The sequence below is a fragment of the Pseudonocardia zijingensis genome (assembly GCF_042657305.1).
GTDB classification, from domain to species: Bacteria; Actinomycetota; Actinomycetes; order Mycobacteriales; family Pseudonocardiaceae; genus Pseudonocardia; species Pseudonocardia zijingensis.
Genome location: NZ_JBHSKO010000012.1, coordinates 165,752 through 189,507 on the forward strand (window position 1 = coordinate 165,752; position 23,756 = coordinate 189,507).

1 protein-coding gene is annotated in these 23,756 nt (G+C 75.5%); it reads left to right on the forward strand.

The window, feature by feature from the left end; genetic code table 11:
- The first annotated feature begins 46 nt into the window (after positions 1–46).
- Positions 47–23,755 (forward strand): non-ribosomal peptide synthase/polyketide synthase, encoded by a 23,709-nt coding sequence (locus ACFPL3_RS23405; RefSeq protein WP_379589645.1) that lies wholly within the window; start codon positions 47–49, stop codon positions 23,753–23,755.
- Position 23,756 lies beyond the last annotated feature (1 nt).

Sequence of the window (23,756 nt, forward strand, 5' to 3'; positions counted from 1 at the left end):
CATTTCCCGAGAGGGCGACTTCCCGAGAGGACCTGGTGGGACTGGTATGACCGTCGAGCGCGACACCCTGGTCGAACGGCTCGAGGCACTGGCCGAGTGGAACGACTCCACGTCGCCGTCGAGCACCACCACGGTCGCCGAGATGTTCGACCGCGCGGTGCAGGCCCACCCCGACGCGCTGGCCCTCGTGGCCGGCGGCGCGCAGCTCACCTATGCGGAGCTGGCCGGGCGCGTCCACCAGCTCGCCCACCACCTGCTCGAGCGCGGGCTCACCGCGGAGCAGGTCGTGGCCGTGCACCTCCCGCGGTCGCCGGAGATGGTCGTCTCGGTCCTGGCGATCATGGTGGCGGGTGGCGCGTTCGTACCCGTCGACCCGCAGTGGCCCCGCGAGCGCCGCCGCCAGGTCCTCGACGACGCCGGTGCGGTGCTGGCCGTCACCGGCGCGGCCGGGGACGAGCCGATGCGCCCGGCCGCGGTGGTCGACCTCGACGCGTGGGACTACGCGCACCTGCCCGCCGGGCGGCCCGAGGTGCGGATCGAGCCGCAGCGGCTCGCGTACGTCATGTTCACGTCGGGGTCCACCGGGCGGCCCAAGGGCGCCATGATCCGGCACGAGGCGATCTGCAACCGCCTGCAGTGGCAGGTGGAGGAGATCCTGCACTTCGGCCCGGGGGACGCGGCCCTGTTCAAGGCGCCCCTGTCGTTCGACATCTCGGTGAACGAGATCCTGCTGCCGCTGGTCAGCGGCGGCTACGTGGTGGTCGCCGAACCGGGCGGCGACCGCGACCCGCAGTACCTGCTCGACCTCATCGCCACCGAGGGCGTCACCTTCGTCTACCTGGTCTCCTCGATGCTCGACGTGCTGCTGGAGATGGCGCGCGGCACCGCGAAGCTCGACGGGCTGAAGCACGTCTGGTGCGGCGGGGAGGTGCTCACCCCGGAGCTGTTCGAGCGGTTCCGCCACCAGCTGGGCACCACGCTCTACCACGGGTACGGCCCCGCCGAGGCCACGATCGGCGTCTCGCACGTCATCTACCGCGACGACGCCGAGCGGATCGCCACCTCGATCGGGCGGCCCAACCCGTACACGCAGCTCTACGTGCTCGACGAGCACCTGCGCCCGGTGCCGGTCGGCGTCGGCGGCGAGCTGTACGCGGGCGGGTTCCTGCTGGGCCGCGGCTACGTCGGCGCGCCGGGACTCACGGCGTCCCGGTTCGTCGCCAACCCGTTCGCGGACGACGGGTCGCGCCTCTACCGCACGGGCGACCTGGCGCGGTGGCACGCCGACGGGTCGCTGGAGTTCCTGGGCCGCGCCGACAACCAGGTGAAGATCCGCGGCATGCGCCTCGAGCTCGAGGAGGTCGAGGCGGCGCTGGCCACGCACCCGGCGGTGCGGCAGGCCGTGGTGGTGGCGCGGGAGAACGCGGCAGGCGCGACCTACCTCGCCGGCTACGCCCTCGCGCCGGAGTCGGCCACCGAGGACGACCTGCGCGCCTGGTGCTCCGACCGCCTGCCCGAGTACATGGTGCCCACCACCGTCACCGTGCTCGACTCCTTCCCGCTCACCCCGAACGGCAAGGTCGACCGGAGGGCGCTGCCGGAACCGCGGCAGCGGGCGGAGCGCACCGCCGGACGGCCCGCGCGCACCCCGCGCGAGCACGCGCTGTGCGCGATCTTCGCCGAGGTGCTCGGGCTGCCAGAGGTGGGCGCCGACGAGGACTTCTTCGCGCTCGGCGGCGACAGCATCGTGGCGATCGGCGTGGTCAGCCGGGCGCGGCGCGCCGGGCTCGCGCTGCGGCCGCGCGACGTCTTCGCGCTGCGCACCCCGGAGGCGCTCGCGCTCGCGGCGGCTGAAGCCGAGGCCGGGGCCGCCGAGCCGGCCGCGGCCGTCGAGGCGGTGGGCGCGCTGCCGGCCACCCCGGTGATCGAGTGGCTGTGGGAGACCGGGCCCTCGCAGGGCTTCTACCAGTCCATCGTCGTGCCCGAGCCGGCCGGGCTCACCCCCGACGGGCTCACGGCGGTGGCCGCGGCGCTGCTGCGCCACCACGACGTGCTGCGGGCCGTCGTCACCACCGGCGCCGACGGGCGGCCCGCCGTCACCGTGCCCGCCGAGGTGCCGCCACCGTCGATCACGCACGTCCGGCCGGGCGCGGGCGACCCGCTCGACGTGCTCGTCCGCCGTGAGACCGCCGCCGCGGCGGCGCGGCTCGACGCCGCCGCGGGCCGGATGGCCGAGTTCGTGTGGCTGCACGGCGCCGGGGAACGGCCGGGCCGGATCGTGGTGGTGGTCCACCACGTGGTGGTCGACGGCGTCTCGCTGCGGATCCTCGCCGAGGACCTGGAGGCGCTGCACGGGGGGCGCACCCCGGACCGGTCGGCCTCCTTCCGCGAATGGGCGCACGCGCTCGCCGACGCCACCCGGGCGGGGGCGTTCGACGACGACCTCCCGTTCTGGCGCGAGGCGGCCGCCGCGCCGAACCCGCCGCTCGGGCGGCGCCCGCTCGACCCGGCCGTCGACACCGTGGCCACCGAGCGGGAGCTCACCGTCACCCTGCCGGCCGCGCTCACCGCCCCGCTGCTGGGCAGGGTGCCCGCCGCGATCCACGGCGGCGTGAACGACGCGCTGGTGGCGGCGCTCGCCCAGGCGGTGGTCGAGTGGCGCGGCGGCGGCTCACGGCTGCTGCTGGAGATGGAGGGGCACGGCCGGGAGGCCGAGCTGCTGCGGGGCGACATCGACCTCTCCCGCACCGTCGGCTGGTTCACCACGCTCTACCCGGTCGCCCTCGATGTCCCGGCGGGCGGGCCGGCCGCGGTGGTGAAGGGGATCAAGGAGCAGCTGCGGGCGGTGCCCCGCGCCGGCCTGAGCTACGGCGCGCTGCGCTACCTCGCGGGTGCGCCGGACCTCGCGGCGGCACCGTCCGTGCTGTTCAACTACCTGGGCCGCTTCGCCGCCGGAGCGGAGGTCGGCGAGGACCGCGACCCGCGGATGCCGCTGCCGCGCGCCCTCGAGGTCAACGCCGTCACCGTCGACACCGCCGACGGGCCGCAGCTGTCGGCGCGGTTCAGCTGGCCCGCCGCCGTGCTCGACGAGCACGAGGTGGCGGCGTTGGCCCGGCGCTGGGTGGAGCTGCTCGGCGCCATCGCAGGCGACGAGACCGTCGCGGGGCACACGCCGTCGGACTTCCCGCACGTCGCGCTCGACGCCGCCGACGTGGCCGAGCTGGAACGCGCGGTGCCCGGCCTGCAGGACGTGCTGCCGCTGCTTCCCCTGCAGCAGGGCATGTACTTCCACGCGCGCTACGGGGACGACTCGGTCGACACCTACCGCATCCAGCAGATCGCCGAGCTCTCCGGCCCGCTCGACCCGCACGCGCTGCGCGACGCGGTGGCCGTGATGGTCGAGCGCCACCCCGCCCTGCGCGCCGGGTTCCGCGACCTCGCCGACGGGCGGATCGTCCAGGTGATCAGCGGGCGCGTCGAGCTCGACTGGAGGGTGGTCGACCTCGGCGACCGCCCGTACGCCGAGGCCCTGGCCGAGCTGGAGCGGGTGGCCGCCGCCGACCGGGCCCGGCCGTTCAACCTGGCCCAACCGCCGCTGCTGCGCTACAGCGTGGTGTCGCTGACCCCCACCGACCACCGGCTGGTGCAGACGATGCACCACATCATCGCCGACGGCTGGTCGTACCCGCTGATGTTCAACGACGTCGTCGACGCCTACCGCGGCACGCCGCGCGGCGTGCCCGCCGTGGCGCTGGGCCGGCACATCGCCGCCCTCGCCGCCACCGACGCGCGGGAGACGAGCGCGGTGTGGGCGCAGGCGCTGGCCGGTGTGGACGAGCCCACCCTGCTCGTCGACGCCGACCCGGGCGCGGCGGTGGGCGCGCACCGCATCGTCGCCGACGTGCTTCCGGCCGAGCAGACGACCGCTCTCGCCCGCACCGCCCGCGACCTCGGGGTCACCGTCAGCACCGTGCTGCACGCCGCCTGGGGCGTGCTGCTGGGGCGCACCCTCGGCGACGACTCGGTGGTCTTCGGCTCCACGGTGTCCGGACGGGCCGGGCAGTCCGTGCCGGGCGTCGACTCCGTGGTCGGCCTGCTGATCAACACCGTGCCGGTGCCGATGTCGTGGGCGAAGCACGAGCCCGTCGGCGCCGTGGTGCGCCGCCTGCAGGACGAGCAGGCCGCCGTGCTCGACCACCAGCACGCCGGGCTGGCGGAGCTCACCCGGTCGCGCGGCCTGCGCACCCTGTTCGACACGCTCGTGATCGTCGAGAACTTCCCCGAGGTCTACGGCCCGGCCGACGAGGGCCTGTCGGTGCGCGGGTTCACCTCCACCACGTTCTCGCACTACCCGGTGTCGCTGGTGGCCTTCCCCGGCGACCGGCTGCGCCTGGAGCTGAAGTACGACGTCGGGCTCGTCGAGGTGGGCACGGCGGCGCGGCTGCTGCGGCAGGTCGGGCAGGTCCTGCAGCAGCTGGTGGCCGACCCCACCGTGGCCGTCGGCCGGCTGGAGCTCACCGATCCGGACGAGCGGGCGCTGGTGCTCGGCACGTTCACCGACACCGGCCACGACCTGGGCGCATCCACCCTGCGCAGCGCCTTCGAGCACTGGGCGGCCCGCACCCCGGACACCACCGCGCTGGTGTTCGAGGGCGAGTCGGTGACCTACGGCGAGCTGAACGCGCGGGCCAACCGGCTGGCCCGCAGCCTCATCGCCCGGGGCGTCACCCGTGGCTCGGTGGTCGCCGTGGTGCTGGAGCGCTCGATCGAGCTCCTCGTGGCCCTGTACGCGGTGCACAAGGCGGGCGCGGCGTACCTGCCCGTCGACCCCGGCTACCCGGCCGAGCGGATCGCGTTCATGCTCGACGACGCGCGCCCGGCCCACGTGATCGACGACCCGGCGGCCTTCCCCGTCGACGGGGACGCGTCCGACCCCGACGTGCCGGTCACGCCCGCCGACCCGGCGTACGTCATCTACACCTCCGGCTCCACCGGCCGCCCGAAGGGCGTGGTGGTGCCCCACGGTGCCGCCGCCAACTTCCTCACCTGGATGCAGGAGCGCTACCGGCTCGAGCCGGGCGAACCGACCCTGCTGAAGACCCCGTCGAGCTTCGACGCGTCGCTGCGCGAGCTGTTCTGGCCGCTGATGTCGGGCGCCACCGTGGTGATCGCGCGGCCCGAGGGGCACAAGGACGCCGCCTACCTCGCCGAGCTGATCCGGGCCCATGGTGTCACCACCGCCCAGTTCGTGCCGTCGATGTTCGCGGTGTTCCTCGAGGAGCCCGCCGTGCGCCGGTGCACCTCGCTGCGGCGCGTGATCTGCGGTGGCGAGGCGCTACCCGCCGACGTCGTCGCCCGGTTCCGCGGCATCACCGAACTGGCCGGCACCGAGCTGCACAACGTCTACGGCCCCACCGAGGCCGCCATCGACGTCACGGCCTGGGACACCGCGGAGCGGCCGCCCGGCCGGTCGGTGCCGGTCGGGCGCCCCGTGGCCAACACCCGGCTGTACGTGCTCGACGCCGCGCTGCGCCCGGTGCCGCCCGGGGTGGCGGGCGAGCTGTACCTCGCGGGCGTGCAGCTGGCGCACGGCTACCTGAACCGGCCCGGCCTCACCGCCGAGCGGTTCGTCGCCGACCCGTTCGTCCCTGGGCAGCGGATGTACCGCAGCGGCGACCTCGCCCGCTGGGACGCCACCGGCGTGCTGGAGGTCCTCGGCCGCAGCGACCACCAGGTGCAGGTGCGCGGTTTCCGCATCGAACCGGGGGAGATCGAGGCCGCCCTCGTGGCCGCAGGCGGCGTGTCCCGCGCGGTCGTGGTGGTGCGCGACGGCCGGCTCGTCGCCTACGTGGGCGGCACCGCCGACCCGCAGGAGCTGCGGGAGCGGGTGGCGCGGGAGCTGCCCGAGCACATGGTGCCCGCGATCGTCGTGGCGCTGGACGCGTTCCCGCTCACCCCGAACGGCAAGCTCGACCGGGCCGCGCTGCCCGACCCGGACTTCTCCGGGCTCGTGTCCGACCGCGGGCCGCGCACCGAGCGGGAGGCCCGGCTCTGTGGCCTGTTCGCCGACGCGCTCGGGCTCGACCGGGTCGGCATCGACGACGACTTCTTCGCCCTCGGCGGCGACAGCATCACCTCGATCGCGGTGTCCGGGCGCGCGCGGCGCGCCGGGCTGCGGGTCACCCCGCGCGACATCTTCCGGCTGCGCACCGTCGAGGCGCTCGCCGCCGGCCTCGGGGCGGAACCGGCGCCTGTGCCGGAGACCGACGACGGCGTGGGGGAGGTGCCGCTCACGCCCGTGATGGCGGAGGTCGCCGCCGACGGCATCCCGCTCGAGAACTTCTTCCAGTCGATGCTGGTGCGCACGCCCGCGGCGCTCACCCGCGCCGATCTGGAGCGCATCCTGGCCGCCGTCGTCGAACGGCACCCGATGCTGCGCGCGCAGGTCACCGGTCGTGAGTGGATACGAGTGCCGGAGCACCCGTATCCACTCACGGGGGTGGTGGGCGAGTCGGCGGACGTCCCGACGGTGGAGACCGTCGAGCGGGCCACCCGGGACGCGGCCGCCCAGCTCGACCCGGAGCGCGGGATCATGCTGCGGGCGCACTGGTTCCGGGAGGCGGGCCGGCTGCTGCTGGTGGCGCACCACCTCGTCGTCGACGGGGTGTCCTGGCGCATCCTCACCGCCGACCTCGCGGTCGCCTGGCAGGCGCTCACCGAGGGGCGCGAGCCCGACCTCGAGCCGGTCGGCACCTCGTACCGGACGTGGGCGCAGACCCTGCGGCAGGCCGCCGCCGACGGGCGCTTCCGCGCCGAGCTCGACCACTGGCGCCACGTGGTGAGCACCCCCGACCCGCTCCTGGGCCACCGCCCGCTCGACCCCGCGGTGGACGTCGACGCCACCACTGCCTCGCTCGACGTCGAGCTGCCCGGTGCGGTGTTCGGCACCCTGTCCCGGGCGATCCACGGCGGTGTGGACGACCTCCTGCTCGCCGGGTTCGCCCTCGCGCTGCAGCGGTGGCGGCGCGACCGCGGGATCGACGCGGGCTCGGCGGTGCTGCTGCGGGTGAAGGGCCACGGCCGGGAGGGCGACCTGTTCGACGGGCACGCCGACCTGTCGCGCACCGTGGGGTCGTTCACCAGCATCCACCCGGTGCGCCTCGACCCGGGCGATGTCTCCTGGGCCGACGGCGCGCAGCTGGCCCGGGCGGCGAAGCGCGTGAAGGAACAGCTTCGGGTGCCCTCGGCCGGCATCGGCTACGGCGTGCTGCGCTTCCTCGACGAGGAGGCCGGCCTGCCCGCGGTCACCCCGCAGATCGTGGTCAACTACCGCGGCCGCAGCGGTGGCGGCCCCGATGAGGACTGGGGCTTCACCACCGTCGGGTCGGGGCTGGACCCCCGCTCCCCGGTGGACGCCCTCGAGATCAACGTCATGGGGGACGGGCGGGCCACGCTGACCTGGCCCACCGGCATCCTCGGCCCCGACGAGGTGGGCGGGCTGGCGGCGCTCTGGGCGGAGGCGCTGCGCGCGCTCGCCGGGAGCGCGCAGCTGCGCGGGCACACGCCGTCGGACTTCCCGCTCGTCGACCTCTCCCAGGACGACGTGGAGGCGATCGAGGCGTCGAACCCGGTGCCGGTGGCGGACGTCTGGCCGCTGTCGCCCCTGCAGGAGGGTCTGTTCTTCCAGTCCCGCATCGCCGGCGAGGGCGACGTCTACCTCGCGCAGGACGCCTTCGACTTCGACACCCGGCTCGATGTCGACGCGCTCACCGCGGCGTGCGCGCTGCTGCTGGAGCAGAACCCGGCGCTGCGGCTCGGGTTCACCGACGCCGGGCTGGACCGCCCGGTGGCCGTCCTCGCCGGGCGGCTCGAACCCGCCGTGACCGAGATCGACCTGTCTGGACTCACGGCCGAGGAGCGCGCCGCGCGCACCGAGGCGATCATGGCGGCCGACCGGCGCACGCCGTTCGACCTCGTGCGCCCGCCGCTGCTGCGCCTCACCGTGCTGCGCGGCGCCGACCGCGACCGGCTGCTGCTCACCCGCCACCTCATCCTGTGGGACGGCTGGTCGCGCGAGCTCGTGCTGCGCAGGCTCTTCGGCGCCTACGCGGCCGTGCGCCGCGGCGCCACCCCGCTCGCGCCGCCCGCCGGTCGGTTCCCCGACTACCTGGCCTGGCTGGCCGAGCAGGACGACGAGGCGGCGGCGGCCGCGTGGGCGCAGGCGTTCGCCGACCTCGGCGAGCCGACCATCCTCTTCCCGGAGGCGATCGGCACCGACCCGGTGATCGCCACCCGGCTGTCGGTGGAGCTCACCCCGGAGACCACGGCCCGGCTGTCCGCGCAGGCCCGCGCGATCGGCGTCACCTTGAACTCGGTGGTCGGCACGGCGCTCGGGCTGGTGCTCGGCCACGCCGCGGGCACCGACGACGTGGTGTTCGGCATGACGGTGGCGGGGCGGCCCACCGAGGTCGAGGGCATCGAGTCGGTGGTGGGCGTCTTCCTCAACACCATCCCGGCCCGCGTGCGGCTCGACCCGCGCGCCACCATGGCCGACGCCGTGCGCGCCATGCACGAGCAGCGCGCCGCGATGATGCCCCACGAGTACCTCGGGCTCGGCGACGTGCAGCGTGCGGTGGGCCGTGGACAGCTGTTCGACAACCTGTACGTCCTGCAGAACTTCGTCGACGACGAGACGTTCACCGACCTTGAGCACGAGCACGGCATCGTCTCGGCTGCGGGCGTCGACTCCACCCACTACCCGCTCACGTGGGTGGTGTACCCGGGCGAACGGCTGTGGATCAAGCTGGAGTACCGCGGCGACGTGGTGCCGCGGGAGACCGCGGCCACCTTGCTCGCGCGGCTCGAGCAGGTGTTGCTGGAGCTGGCCGAGGACCTCGGGCCGCGCACCGGTGAGCTGGATCTGCAGACGCCCGCGGACCGCACAGCACTGCACGCGGAGTTCGACCGGACCGTCCGGCCGATCGGGTCGGAGACGATCGCCGACCTGCTCGCCCAGCGCGCCGCGGCCGTGCCGGCGGAGACCGCGCTGGTGTGCGGCGACACCCGGCTCACCTACGCGGAGCTCGACGCGCGCGTCAACCGGCTCGCCCACCACCTGCTGGCGGCGGGCGCGGGCCCCGAACGCATCGTCGGGCTGGCCCTGCCGCGGTCCACCGACATGGTGGTGGCCCTGTTCGCGGTGCTGCGCACCGGCGCCGCCTACCTGCCGCTGGACCTGGAGCACCCGGACGAGCGGCTGGCGGGCATGATCGCCGACGCCCGGCCGATGCTGCTGCTGTCGACCTCAGCCGTGGCGTCGCGGTTCCCCGGCGCGCCCGCCCCGGTCACCGAGCTGGACGCGCTCGACCTCGACGGGTACCCGGCCACCGCGCCCGCCCCGTTCGGCGGCGGCGACCTGGCCCGCCTCGACCACCCCGCCTACGTCATCTACACCTCCGGCTCCACCGGCCGCCCCAAGGGCGTGGTCACCCCGTACCGCGGCCTCACGAACATGCAGCTCAACCACCGCCGGGAGATCTTCGACCCGACGGTGGTCGCGGCGGGCGGCCGGCGTCTGCGCATCGCGCACACCGTGTCGTTCTCCTTCGACATGTCGTGGGAGGAGCTGCTCTGGCTCGTCGAGGGGCACGAGATCCACGTCTGCGACGAGGAGCTGCGCCGCGACGCGCGGGCGCTCGTGGCCTACTGCGAGCGCCACGGCATCGACGTCGTGAACGTGACGCCGACCTACGCCCAGGTCCTCGTCGAGGAGGGGCTGGTCACCCGCCACCCCCTGGCGCTGATGCTGCTCGGCGGGGAGGCGGTGCCCGACAGCCTGTGGACCACGCTGCGCGAGAGCGACTCGCTGGGCTACAACCTGTACGGCCCCACCGAGTACACGATCAACACCCTCGGCGCGGGCACCCGGGAGAGCACCACGTCCACGGTGGGGCGCCCGATCGCCAACACCCGCGCCCACGTGCTCGATGGCTGGCTGCGGCCGGTGGACGCCGGCGTGGTGGGGGAGCTGTACATCGCGGGTGCCGGCCTGGCCCGCGGCTACCTGGACCGGCCCGCGCTCACGGCGGAGCGGTTCGTCGCCGACCCGTGGACGCCGGGCGGGCGCATGTACCGCACCGGCGACCTCGTGCGCCGCCGCCCCGACGGCAACCTCGACTTCCTCGGCCGTACCGACGACCAGGTCAAGATCCGCGGCTACCGCGTGGAGCTCGGCGAGGTCGAGTCCGTGGTCGCCGCGCAGCCCGGGGTGCGCAGGGTGGCGGTGGTCGTCCGCACGGACGGCGAGGTCAAGCGGCTCGCGGCGTACGTGGTGCCCGACACGGGGGCCGACCGGGACGCGCTGCCGACGGCGATGCAGGACGCGCTGGCCAGGGTGCTGCCCGACTACATGGTGCCCACCCTCTACGGCGTCGTGGACGACCTGCCGCTCACCGTCAACGGCAAGCTCGACGCTGCGGCGCTGCCCGAGCCGCGGCCGGTGGCGCGCGCCGGCGGGCGGGCGCCGGGCACCGAGGCCGAGCGGGTGCTCGCCGGGATCGTCGCGTCGGTGATCGGGCTCGAGGCGGGCGAGGTGGGGGTCGACGAGGACTTCTTCGCCCTCGGTGGCGACAGCATCTCCTCGATCACCCTGTGCGGCCGCGCCCGCAAGGCGGGCCTCGACCTCGCGCCGCGCGACGTGTTCCGCAAGCGCACGGTGCAGGCGATGGCGGCCGGGTTGGCCGTGTCCGCCGACCGGCCGCGCGAGGTGCGCGACCCCGGCGTGGGCGCGGTGCCCAACACCCCGATCCTGGCGGCGTTCGAGCGGATGCCGCTGGAGAACTTCTTCCAGTCCACGGTGGTCCGCACCCCGGCCGGGATGACCCGCCACCAGCTGCTGGAGGTGCTCGGCGCGCTCCTGGAGCGCCACGACCTGCTACGGGCCCGCGTCGATGCGGTCGGTACCGGCGGCGCCTGGCAGCTGTGGGTGCCCGAACCGGGCGGCACGGACGTCGCCCGCCTGCTGGAGGTCACCGAGCGCGCCGGCCGCCCGAGCCCGGAGGAGATGGCGGCGGCCACCCGCGCCGCGGCCGCGGCACTGGACGCCCGCGGCGGCACGATGGTGCGCGCCCACTGGTTCCGCGACCCCGGTTCCGGCGCGGGGTGCCTGCTGCTCGTGGTGCACCACCTGGTGGTCGACGGCGTGTCCTGGCGCATCCTCACCGCCGACCTCGCCCAGGCCTGGGCCGCCGTGCGGGAGGGCCGCCGACCGCAGCTCGACGACGTGCCCACGTCGTTCCGCACCTGGGCGCATCGGATGCGCGCGGCCGCCGACCGCGGCGACTTCCGCGACCAGGCCGGGTACTGGCGCGAGATCGCGAGCACCCCCGACCCGGACCTCGGTTCCCGGCCGCTCGACCCGGCGGTCGACGTGGCCGCCACCACCGACACGGTCACGCTGCGCCTGCCCGCCGACGTCACCGGCCCGCTCCTGTCGTCGGTGCCGGCCGCGATCTTCGGCGGGGTCAACGACGTGCTGCTGGGCGCGTTCGGGCTCGCCCTGGCGCACTGGCGTCGCGTGCGGGGCCGGGCCCGCACGTCCGCGGTGCTGCTCAGCCTGGAGGGCCACGGCCGCGAGCCCGAGCCGTTCGAGACCGAGGGCCCGCTCGACCTGTCCCGGACGGTCGGGTGGTTCACCTCGCTGCACCCGGTGCGCCTCGACCCGGGCACGCCGGACTGGGGCGACGTCGTCGCGGGCGGCCCGGGCCTGGTCCGCGCCGTCAAGGCGGTGAAGGACCAGCTGCGGGTGCCCGACCGCGGCATCGGCCACGGCGTGCTGAACGACCTCGACGCCGAGGTCGAGCTGCCCGACGCCGAGCCGCAGATCCTGTTCAACTACCTCGGCCGGTTCGGCACCGGGGCCGGGGCCGACTGGGAGCCGGTCGCCGACTACGACGCGCTCGGCGAGGGCGTGGACCCGAGCTCCGAGGTGCGGGCCCTGTCGGTCAACGCGATCTCGCACGACACCGCGGCCGGCCCCGAGTTCTCCGCGATGCTGACCTGGCCCACCGGCATCATGACGCGGGTCGAGATCGAGCAGCTCGCCGCGTTCTGGGAGCAGGCGCTGCGCGCCGTCGCCGGTGCGGCCGAGCTGGCCGGGCACACCCCGTCGGACTTCCCGCTCGTGCGGCTGTCGGTCGACGACGTCGCCGAACTGGAGGCCGCGGTGCCCGGCGGGCCCGTCGACGTGCTCCCGCTGCTGCCGCTGCAGCAGGGGATGTACTTCCACTCGGTGCAGAGCACCTCCGTCGACGCGGTGCAGAGCACCTCCGTCGACGCGGTGCAGAGCACCTCCGTCGACACGGTGCAGAGCACCGGCCGCGACCCGTACGTGATCCAGCACGTCCTCGAGCTGCGCGGCCCGGTCGATCCGGCCCTCCTGCGCCGTGCGGTGGAGGCGGTGGTGGCGCGGCACCCGGTGCTGCGCGCCTGCTTCCGGGAGCTCGCGGACGGCCGGGTGGTGCAGGTGATCGCCGGCGAGGCGACCCCGGACTGGGAGGTGGTCGACCGGCCCGCCGACGCCGCCGCGGTGGCGGCCGAGCGGTTCGGCACGGTCTTCGACCTCACGGCGCCGCCGCTGCTGCGCTACACGCTGGTGACGCTCGACGACGACCGGCACCACCTGGTGCAGACCATGCACCACCTGCTGGCCGACGGCTGGTCCTACCCGCTGATGTTCGACGACCTCATGACCGCCTACCGGCAGCTCGCGCAGACCGGCCGCGCCGACCTCCCCTCGCCCGCGGTCACCTTCGCCGACCACGTCGCGCAGCTCGCCTCCCGGGACGCGGCCGCGTCGCGGGAGGTCTGGGCCGGGGTGCTCGCCGGCGTTGACGGCCCCACGAAGCTGGTGGACGCGCCCCGGGGCGCCGGGGTCACCCGGCACGCCGACGTGCAGCACGAGCTGTCGGCGCAGGCCACGGCCCGGCTCGCCGAGCGGGCCCGGGCGGCCGGGGTCACGCTGTCCACCGTGGCCCACGGCGCGTGGGGCCTGCTGCTGGGCCGCGCGCTCGGCCGGGACCGCGTGGTGTTCGGGTCCACGGTGTCGGGGCGCGCGGGCACCACGCCCGGCGTCGAGGAGATCGTCGGCCCGATGATCAACACGCTGCCGGTGCCGATGGCGTGGACGGCGGGCGAGCCGTTCCGGGACGTCCTCGCCCGGCTGCAGGACCAGCAGCTCGCGGTGCTCGACCACCAGCACGTCGGCCTCGTGGAGCTGGCGCGGGTCGCCGGTGTGGGCGAGCTGTTCGACACGATCGTGGTGGTCGAGAACTTCGCCGTCCCCGAGCCGCAGGCCCCCGCCGACGGACTCCCGACCGCGGAGTGGATCGACGGCACCGACGCCGCGCACTACCCGGTGGCGCTCGTGGTGCACCCGGAGGAGCGGCTCCGCCTCAAGATCACCTATGACACGGGGCTGGTCGACGCCGGGTTCGCCCGGGGGCTCGTCGCGGCGATGGCGTCGCTGCTCGAGCAGTTCGCCGACGACCCCGCCCTCCCGGTGGCCGGGCTGCGCACGGGTGCCGCGCCCGCCGTCGCGCGCGCGGCGGAACCCGTCGACGACCGGCCGCTGCACGAGCGCTTCCGCGAGGTCGCCCGCACCCACCCCGACGCGGTGGCCGTGCGCCACCGGGGCACCGAGCTGCGCTACGCCGAGCTCGATGCCCGCTCCGACGCGCTCGCCCACCGGCTCGCCGCGCAGGGGGTGGCGCCCGGGTCGCGGGTGGCGGTGGTGCTGCCGCGCTCGGCCGACCTGATCGTCGCGATCCTCGGCGTGCTCAAGGCGGGCGGCTGCTACGTGCCGATCGACCCGGGTTCCCCGCTCGCCCGCATCGCCTACATCCTCGGCGACGCTGCGCCCGGCTGCGTGCTGGCCGTGGCCGACACGGTGCCGGTGCTGCCCGCCGACGGCCCGCCCGTGCTCCGCCTCGACGCCGACCTCCCGGCCGCCGGTCCGGTGGACGTCGCGACGCCCGCGGAGGCCGACGCGTACGTCATCTACACCTCGGGCTCCACCGGCCGCCCCAAGGGCGTCGCCGTGCCGCACCGCGGGGTCAACGCGCTGTTCGCGGGCGCCGCGGCCGATCTGCGGTTCGGGCCCGGCGACGTGTGGACGCTGTTCCACTCCTACGCCTTCGACTTCTCGGTGTGGGAGATCTGGGGCCCGCTGTTGCACGGCGGGCGGCTCGTCGTCGTCGACCACGACGTGGCGCGCGACCCGGAGCGGTTCCGCGCCCTGCTGGCGCGCGAGGGCGTCACCGTGCTCAACCAGACGCCGTCGGCGTTCTCCTCCCTGATCGCCGCCGACCGGGACAGCGCAGACCAGCAGGACACGGCACCGCTCGCGCTGCGCTACGTCGTGTTCGGCGGCGAGGCGCTGGACCTGCGCAGGCTCGCGCCGTGGTTCGACCGCCACGGCGACAGAGCGCCGCAACTGGTGAACATGTACGGGATCACCGAGACCTGCGTGCACGTCACGGTGCGGGTGCTGCACCGCGCGGACGCGGCGCGGGCCGACAGCGTGGTCGGCGTGCCGTTGGCGGGGCTCACCGTGCACCTGCTCGACCGGTACCTGCAGCCGGTGCCCCCCGGCGTCACGGGGGAGATCTACGTGGCGGGCGCGCAGCTGGCGCGCGGCTACCTCGACCGTCCCGGGCTCACCGCCGCCCGGTTCGTCGCGAGCCCGTTCGCGGCGGGGGAGCGGCTCTACCGCAGCGGCGACCTCGCCCGGTGGACCGAGGACGGGGAGCTGGTCTACCTGGGCCGCTCGGACCACCAGCTGAAGCTGCGCGGGTTCCGCATCGAGCCCGGCGAGGTGGAGGCGGCGCTGCTGCAGCACGACGAGGTCGACGGTGCCGCGGTGAGCGTCCAGCACGACGCCCAGGGCCGCCCCCGGCTGGTGGCGCACCTGGTGGCGCGCGCCGGCCGGGACGGCGACCTGGGCATCGACTTGGACCTCGACGCCGTGCGCAGGCACGCGGCGGGCGTGCTGCCCGAGCACGAGGTCCCGGCGGTGTTCACGGTGGTCGAGAGCCTGCCGCTGACCATCAACGGGAAGCTCGACCGCGACGCGCTGGCGCTCGCCGAGCCCGTCGCGCCGACTCCCGAGACTCCGGCCGCGCCCGCGCCGGAGGGCGTCACGGCCCCGGCGCTGGCGGCGCTGTTCGGCGAGGTCCTCGGGGTGGACACCCCCGCCGTCGACGACGACTTCTTCACCCTCGGCGGCGACAGCATCATCGCGCTGCAGCTGGTGAACCGGATCAAGCGGCTCGGCCTGCGGGTCACCCCGCGCGACGTGTTCACCCACCGCACCCCGGCCGCGCTCGCCGCGCTCGGTACCCCGCAGGAGCCCGCCGCGGCCCCCGAGGAGGACCCGGACGCGATCGGCTCGGTGATGCTCACACCGATCGTGCACCGGCTCGCCGAGCTGGGCGGCAGCATCGACCGCTTCAACCAGTCCGAGCTGCTGCGCACCCCGCCGGGGGCCACGGCGGAGCAGGTCGGTGGCGTGGTCACCGCGCTCCTGCGCCGGCACGACGCGCTGCGGCTGCGGCTGTCGCGGCCCGCGCCGATGCTCTGGGCACTGGAGACCGTGCGGGAGCTGCCCGAGGGCGTGTTCACCGCCGTCGACGCCCGCGCGCTCGACGAGGAGGCGTTCGCCGAGCTGCTGGGTGTCGAGTCCGACGCCGCGGCCGACCGGCTGCGCCCCGACGAGGGCCGGATGGTCGCCGCCGTGTTCTTCGACCGCGGGGCGGAGCCGGGCCGGCTCCTGCTGGTGGTGCACCACCTCGCCGTCGACGGCGTCTCGTGGCGGATCCTGCTCGACGACGTGCGCGCGGCCTGGGACGGCGCCGCGCTCGAACCGGTCGCGACGTCGCTGCGGACCTACGCCCGGGTGCTCAACGAGGCCTCCGCGCAGGACGCCCGGCTGGCCGAGTTCCCGCACTGGAGCGACGTGCTCGCCCCGGGCGCGGAGCTGGACCCGGCCGAGGTCGTGGTGGGCCGCACGGTCGGTGACACCCGCGAGCACCGGTTCCGGCTCACCGTGCAGGAGACGCTGCCGCTGCTCACCACGGTGCCGGCCGCCGCGCGGGCCGACGTCACCGAGACGCTGGTGACCGGCCTGCGGGAGGCCGTCTCCCGCTGGCGGGCGGCCCGCGGGCACGCCGACGGCGACCTCGCGATCGACCTGGAACGCCACGGCCGCGAGGACCTGTCCCGCGACGTCGACCTGTCCCGCACCGTCGGCTGGTTCACCTCCATCGCCCCCGTCCGGCTCCCGGTCGGCAGCGGTGGCCTGCTCGACCGGGTCGGCGCCGTGCGCGACCGGCTGCGCGCCGCCCCCGACGGCGGGATCGGGTACGGGCTCCTGCGCTACTGCAACGCCCGCACGGCGGCGGCGCTCGCGCGGCTGGGCCAGCCGCAGGTGCTCTTCAACTACCTCGGGCGCTTCGGCGCACCCGGCTCGGCGGACTGGGACCCCGCGCCGGAAACCGCCGCTCTGCGCGTCGGGCCCTCGCCGGACATGGGCACGCCCTACCTGCTGGAGGTCAACGCATACTGCGAGGACACGCCGGACGGCCCGGAGCTGGAGGTGGTGCTCACCCACGCCGACGGCTGGCAGGACGGCCTCGACGACCTGCGCGACGCCTTCGCCGCGGCACTGCGCGATCTCGCCGGGGCCGGCACCGGTGACCCGGCGGAGGAGGTCTGGCCGCTGTCCCCGCTGCAGGAGGGGATCTGGTTCCAGTCGGAGCTGGCGGCCGACGCCGACGTCTACGTGGCGCAGAACGCGTTCGACTTCGACCGCCCGCTCGACGCCGCTCGGCTCGCCGCCGCCTGGGAGCAGGTGCTCGCCGCCCACACCGCCACGCGGCTGGGCTTCCGCACCCTCACCGACGGGCGCGCGGTGGCGTTCGTCGGCAGCGGACTGCGCTGCCGGATGACCGAGGTCGACCTGTCGCACCTCGATCCCGACGAGGCCGAGCAGCGCATCGCCGAGCTGACCGACGCCGACCGGCACACCCCGTTCGACCTGCGGGAACCCCCGCTGGCCCGGTTCACGGTGATCCACCGCCGCGACGGGCGCGACCACCTGCTGTTCACCTACCACCTGCTGCTGTGGGACGGCTGGTCGCGGGAGCTGGTGCTCACCCAGCTCTTCGACGCCTACCGCGGCGAGCCGGTGCGGTCGTCGCGGGGCAGCTTCACCGACTACCTCGACTGGCTGCGCCGCCAGGACGTCGAGGCGTCCACGGCGTTCTGGCGGGAGGCGTTCGCCGACCTCCCCGCGCCCACCCTGCTGTACCCGCAGGCCCTCGGTACCGAGCCGGTGCCCGCCCGGCGGCTCTCCGTGGAGATCCCCGAGGAGGTCACCGAGCGCCTCACCGCGCAGGTGCGCGCGGCGGGCGTCACGCTGAACGCCCTGATCAGCACCGCGCTCGCGGTGGTGCTGGGGCACGCGGCGGGCAGCCCCGACGTCGTCATCGGCACCACGGTGGCCGGGCGGCCCACGGAGCTGGACGACATCGACGACGTCGTCGGCGTCTTCCTCAACACGGTGCCCGCCCGCGTGCGGCTCGACCCGGCCGCGACGCCCGCGCAGACGATGCGGCAGGTGCAGGAGCACCGCCTCGACGCGATGCCGCACGAGTACCTCGGCCTCGGCGACATCCAGCGCGCCACCGGCCGGGGCGCGCTCTTCGACAGCCTCTACGTCCTGCAGAACTTCCTCGACGACGAGACCTTCTCCGAGTTCGAGGCCCGCAACGGCATCGTCGGCGTGCGCAGCGTCGACGCCACGCACTACCCGCTGACCTGGGTGGTGATGCCGGGCAGGCGGCTGTGGGTGAAGCTCGAGTACCGGCCCGACGTCGTCGACGAGGCGGCGGCCGCGGCGCTGCTCGGGCGGCTGGAAGGGCTGCTGCACCACCTCGCGGGCGACGTCGACGGGCCGATCGCGGCCCTGCCGGTGCGCACGCCCGCGGAGGTGGCGGAGCAGGAGGCGGCCGACGCCGCCCGCGAGCGCCCGATCGGTGACCTCACGATCGCCGAGCTCCTCGAACAGCAGGCCCGCGCGACGCCCGACGCGCCCGCGCTCACGGCCGGCGACACCACGCTGACCTACCGGGAGCTGGACGACGCGGTCTCCCGCACGGCCCGGCTGCTGATCGCCCACGGCGCGCGGCCGGAGACGATCGTCGGGCTCGCGCTGCCCCGGTCGGCCGAGATGGTGGTGGCGCTGTTCGCGGTGCTGCGCACCGGCGCCGCCTACCTGCCGCTGGAGCTCGACCACCCCGACGAGCGGCTGCACACGATCGTCGACGACGCCGCCCCGGCGCTGCTGCTCACCACCGCGGCCGTGGCGCCGCGCTTCTCCACGTGCGACGTCCCGGTGCTCCGCATCGACGACTCCCGCCAGGTCGTGAGTGGGAACGAGGGCTCCGGCACTCGTATCCACTCACGGGTGGGGGCGGGGCGGCTCGACCACCCGGCATACGTCATCTACACGTCCGGCTCGACCGGCCGCCCGAAGGGCGTGGTCACCCCGTACCGCGGGCTCACGAACATGCTGCTCAACCACCGGGAGGCGATCTTCGGGCCGGTGGTGGCCGCCGCGGGGCGGGGCCTGCGGATCGCGCACACCGTGTCGTTCTCCTTCGACATGTCGTGGGAGGAGCTGCTGTGGCTGGTGGAGGGCCACCACGTGCACGTCTGCGACGAGGACCTGCGCCGCGACGCACGTGCGCTGGTGGAGTACTGCGAACGCCACCGGATCGACGTGGTGAACGTGACCCCGACCTACGCCCAGCACCTGGTCGAGGTGGGCCTGCTCGACGGGCACCGGCCCGCGCTCGTGCTGCTCGGCGGCGAGGCGGTGCCGGAGAGCCTCTGGGCCACGCTGCGCGACGCCGACGGCGTGCTCGGCTACAACCTGTACGGCCCCACGGAGTACACGATCAACACGCTCGGCGGCGGCACCGCCGACAGCGCCACCGCCACCGTGGGCACGCCCATCCGGAACACGCGGGCCCTCGTGCTGGACCAGTGGCTGCGCCCGGTGCCCCCCGGCGTGCCGGGTGAGCTCTACATCGCCGGTGTCGGCATGGCGCGCGGCTACCTCAACCGGCCCGGCCTCACCGCGGAGCGGTTCGTCGCCGACCCGACGGGCTCCGGTGAGCGGGTCTACCGCACCGGCGACCTGGTGCGGGTCCGCCCCGACGGCAACATCGACTTCCTCGGCCGCACCGACGACCAGGTGAAGATCCGCGGCTACCGCGTGGAGCCTGCGGAGGTGGAGGCGCACGTCACCGCGGCGCCCGGGGTGCGCCGCAGCGCGGTGCTCGCCGCCGACGACGGGGCCGGTGGCAAGCGGCTCGTCGCCTACCTGATCCCCGCCGAGCGGGGCGATGCCGACCGGCTGGTCTCCGGCGTGCGGCGGCACCTCAAGGAGCGGATGCCCGCTCACCAGGTGCCCACCGCGTACGCGGTGGTCGACGCGCTGCCGCTCACCGTCAACGGCAAGCTCGACGTGGCCGCGCTGCCCGCGCCGTGCACCGTCGCGGTGCGCAGCCGCGAGGCCGCCACCGGCACCGAACGCGCGCTCTGCGCGCTCTTCGCCGCCACCCTCGGCGAGGAGGAGTTCGGCGTCGAGGACGACTTCTTCGACCGCGGCGGCCACTCATTGCTCGCCACGCGCCTGATCGGGCGCGTGCGCGAGGAGCTCGGCGCCGACGTCTCCCTGCGGCAGCTGTTCGACCACCCCACCCCGGAACGGCTCGCCGCCGGCCTGGACGCCGGCCCGGCCACGGCGCGCGCCCGGGTGACCCCGGTGCCGCGCCCGCCGCGGCTGCCGCTCTCGCCCGCCCAGGAACGGCTGTGGCTGCTGCATGAGCTGGCCCCGGACTCGGCGGCCTACCACTACCCGCTGCTCCTGCGGGTGCGCGGCGCCCTCGACGCGGACGCGTTCACCGCGGCCGTGGCCGACGTCGTCGCCCGGCACGAGGTGCTGCGCACCCTGATCGTCGACGGCCCGGAGCAGCGGATCCTCGACCGGGCGGTGCCCGAGGTCGAGATCCGCGACGTGACCAGCGGGGACACCGAGGCAGTGGTGGCCGCCGCTCTCGCGCGGCCGTTCGCGCTGGCGACGCAGATCCCGGTGCGCGCCGCGCTCGTGCGCGAGACCGACACCGGCCACACCGTGGTGGTGCTCGTGCTGCACCACATCGCGGTGGACGAGTGGTCGGACCGCCCGCTTTTGGCCGACCTCGACGCCGCTTACCGCGCCCGCCTGGCCGGCGCGGCGCCGGAGTTCACCCCGCTGCCGGTGCAGTACGCCGACTACGCGCTGTGGCACCGCGACCTGCTCGGCGCCCCCGACGACCCGGCCAGCCGGTTCGCGCGCCAGCGCGACTTCTGGGTCCGCCAGCTCGCCGGGGCGCCGCAGGAGCTGGCGCTGCCCACGGGCGGTGACATCGGCGGCCACCCCGGAGGGGGCACCGTCACGGTGCAGCTCGACGCCGACCTCGTCGACCGGCTGCGGGAGCAGGCGCGCGAGGCGTCGTCGAGCGTGTTCCTCGCCCTGCACGCCGCGCTCGCGGTGCTGCTGTCGCGGATGGGCGCCGGCACCGACATCCCGGTGGGCACCCCGGTCTCCGGCCGCGGTGACGCCGCGCTCGACGAGCTGGTCGGCTTCTTCGTCAACACGGTGGTCATCCGCACCGACCTGTCCGGCGCGCCGTCGTTCCGGCAGGTCCTCGACCGGGTGCGGGAGACCGGGCTGGCCGCGCTCGACCACGCCGACCTGCCCTTCCAGCAGGTGGTGGAGGCGGTCAACCCGGTGCGCGCGCCCGGCCGCAACCCGCTGTTCCAGGTGCTGCTGGGCTACCACCGCCGCCCCGAGGGCAGCGACGAGGTGTTCGGGCTGCCGGTGGCGCCCGCCCCGGCGTTCACCGCCGACCCCAAGGTCGACCTCACGTTCACCGTCGTCGACTCCGGCGAGGGACGGCCGGTGGAGCTGTCCGTCGAGTACGACGCGTCCCGGTGCGACGCGGCCACCGCACGGTCGCTGGCCGCCCGCTTCGAGGTGCTGCTGCGCAGCGCGCTCGCCCACCCGGACGCCCCGTACCCGGCCCTCGAGGTGCTCACCGCCGACGACGCGCGGGTGATCGCACGCTGGTCGCGCGGGCCTGACCCCGCCCCGGACCGCGCCTGGTTCCGGCGGTTCGCCGAGTGGGCCGCGCGCACCCCGGACGCCCCGGCGGTCCGGTTCGGCGCCACCACGCTCTCCTACGCCGGGCTCGACGCTGCCTCCGACGCCGTGGCCGCGGGCCTCGCCGCACGCGGTGCGGGCCCCGAGACCACCGTGGGCCTGGCGCTGCCCCGCACGGCCGACGTGGTGGTCGCCCTGCTCGGGATCGCGAAGGCCGGGGCCGCGTTCCTGCCGCTGGACCCGGCGTTCCCCGCGGACCGGCTGCGGTACATGGTCGAGGACGCCGACCCGGCCGTGGTGCTCGTCGACGACGGCACCCGCGGGCTGTTCGACGGTTCCGCGGCCGCGTTGGTGACCGTCGGTGAGCTGGGTGGCGACCCGGTGCCTGAGCGCGACCCGGACCCGGCGGGCGCCGCGTACGTGATCTACACGTCCGGGTCGACCGGCCGCCCCAAGGGCGTGGTGGTGACGCACGCCAACCTGGCCCACTTCCTCGGGGCCGTGCGGGACGCGCTCCCGCTCACGCCGGAGGACCGGCTGCTCGCGGTCACCACCCTGTCGTTCGACATCGCGGTGCTCGAGCTGATGCTGCCGCTCGCCCACGGTGCATGTGTGGTGCTCGCCGCGGCCGACCAGGTCCGCGACCCGCGCCTGCTCGCCGAGGTGCTCCGCGCGGAGGGCGTCACCGCGGTGCAGGGCACGCCGTCGCTCTGGTCGGCGTTGCTGGACGCCGCCGACCCCGACCTGTCGGCCGTCCGCGCGCTCGTCGGCGGCGAGGCGCTGCCGCCCCGGCTCGCGCGGGACCTGGGACGGCGGGCGGCCGGGCTGCGCAACATGTACGGGCCCACCGAGGCCACCGTGTGGGCCACCAGCGCCGACGTGGGCCGGGAGGCCGGGATCGGGCGGCCGATGGCGGGCACCACCACCCAGGTGCTGGACGCGGCGCTGCGGCCGGTGCCGCCCGGCGTGGTCGGCGAGCTCTACCTCGGGGGACCGCAGGTGGCGCGCGGCTACCGGAACCGGCCGGGGCTCACGGCGGCGCGGTTCGTCGCCGACCCGGCCGGGAGCGGGGCCACGGTGTACCGCACCGGCGACCTGGTGCGCCGCAACCCCGACGGCACCCTGGAGTACCTGGGCCGCACCGACCACCAGGTGAAGGTGCGCGGCTTCCGCATCGAGCTCGCGGAGATCGAGGCGGCGCTCGAGTCCGCTCCCGGCGTGCGGCGGGCCGCGGCGGCCGTGCACCGCGACCGGATCGTCGCCCACGTCGAGGGGGTGCCCGGTGCCGGGCACGCCGCGCGGGACGCCGCTGCGCGGCGGCTGCCCGCCTACATGGTGCCGTCGGTGGTCACGGCCGTGGATGCGCTGCCGCTCACCCCGAACGGGAAGATCGACCGCGCGGCCCTCCCGGCGCCCGACGCCCCGGCGAGCGCCACGTCCGGCGTCGAGTCGGAAATGGAACGGCGGCTCTGCGCACTCTTCGCCGAGGTCCTCGGGCTGGACGGCGTCGGCCGCGACGACGACTTCTTCGTGCTCGGCGGCCACTCGCTGCTGCTGGTGCGCCTGGCCACGGCGCTGCGGCGCGACCTGGACGTCGAGCTGCCGGTGGCCGAGCTGATGGCCACGCCCACGGTGGCCGCGCTGGCCCGGCGGATCACCGCGGCGGGCGCGCCGGCCGGGCCGGCGGCGGGGCTCGCGCCCGTCCTCGTGCTGAACGAGGGCGCGGGGCGGCCCCCGCTGTTCGCCGTGCACCCCGCGAGCGGCCTGGGTTGGCAGTTCGCCGGCCTGAAGGCGCACCTGCCCGCCGGGGTGCCGCTGTACGCCCTGCAGTCCCCGCGGCTGCAGCACCCGGACACCGCGCCGCTGACCCTCGCCGACACCGTGCGCCGCTACGCCGACGAGGTGGCCCGCCTCGCCCCGGAGGGCCCGGTCCAGCTCATCGGCTGGTCGTTCGGGGGAGCGGTGGCCCACCAGGTGGCGGCCGAGCTGGCCCGGCGCGGGCGGGAGATCGGGTTGCTGGCGATGCTCGACACCCACCTGCCCGACCGGCGGCGCGCCGTCGACCGCTGGGACGGTGCCGCCGCGATCGAGGGCCTGCTCGCCGAACTCGGCTACCCGGTGCCCGCGGACCGCGCCGGGGCCATGACCGTGGCGGACGCGGTGGCGGTGGTGCGCGCCCACGGCGGCTCGATCGCGGTGCTCGACGACGACCAGGTCGCGCGCGTCGTGCAGACCTACCTCGCCAGCGACCACATGATCGAGGACGCCGAGCTCGCGCCGGTGGCGGGCGACGTCGTCTTCGTCGACGCCACGGTGCCCGAACCGGGGTTCGCCGGTACGGCATCGCGGCGGTGGCGTGACCACGTCGCGGGCGGGCTCACCGTCGTGCCCGTCGACTGCGCGCACTCGGAGCTCCTCGACCCCCACGCGATCGACCGGTGGTTCCCGGCGATCGCACACGTCCTGTCCCACACGGAGGTGCGGTAAC

Excerpts from the sequence above, each read along its gene's own strand:
- ACFPL3_RS23405 (WP_379589645.1), top strand. The coding sequence starts at position 47 with ATGACCGTCGAGCGCGACACCCTGGTCGAACGGCTCGAGGCACTGGCC.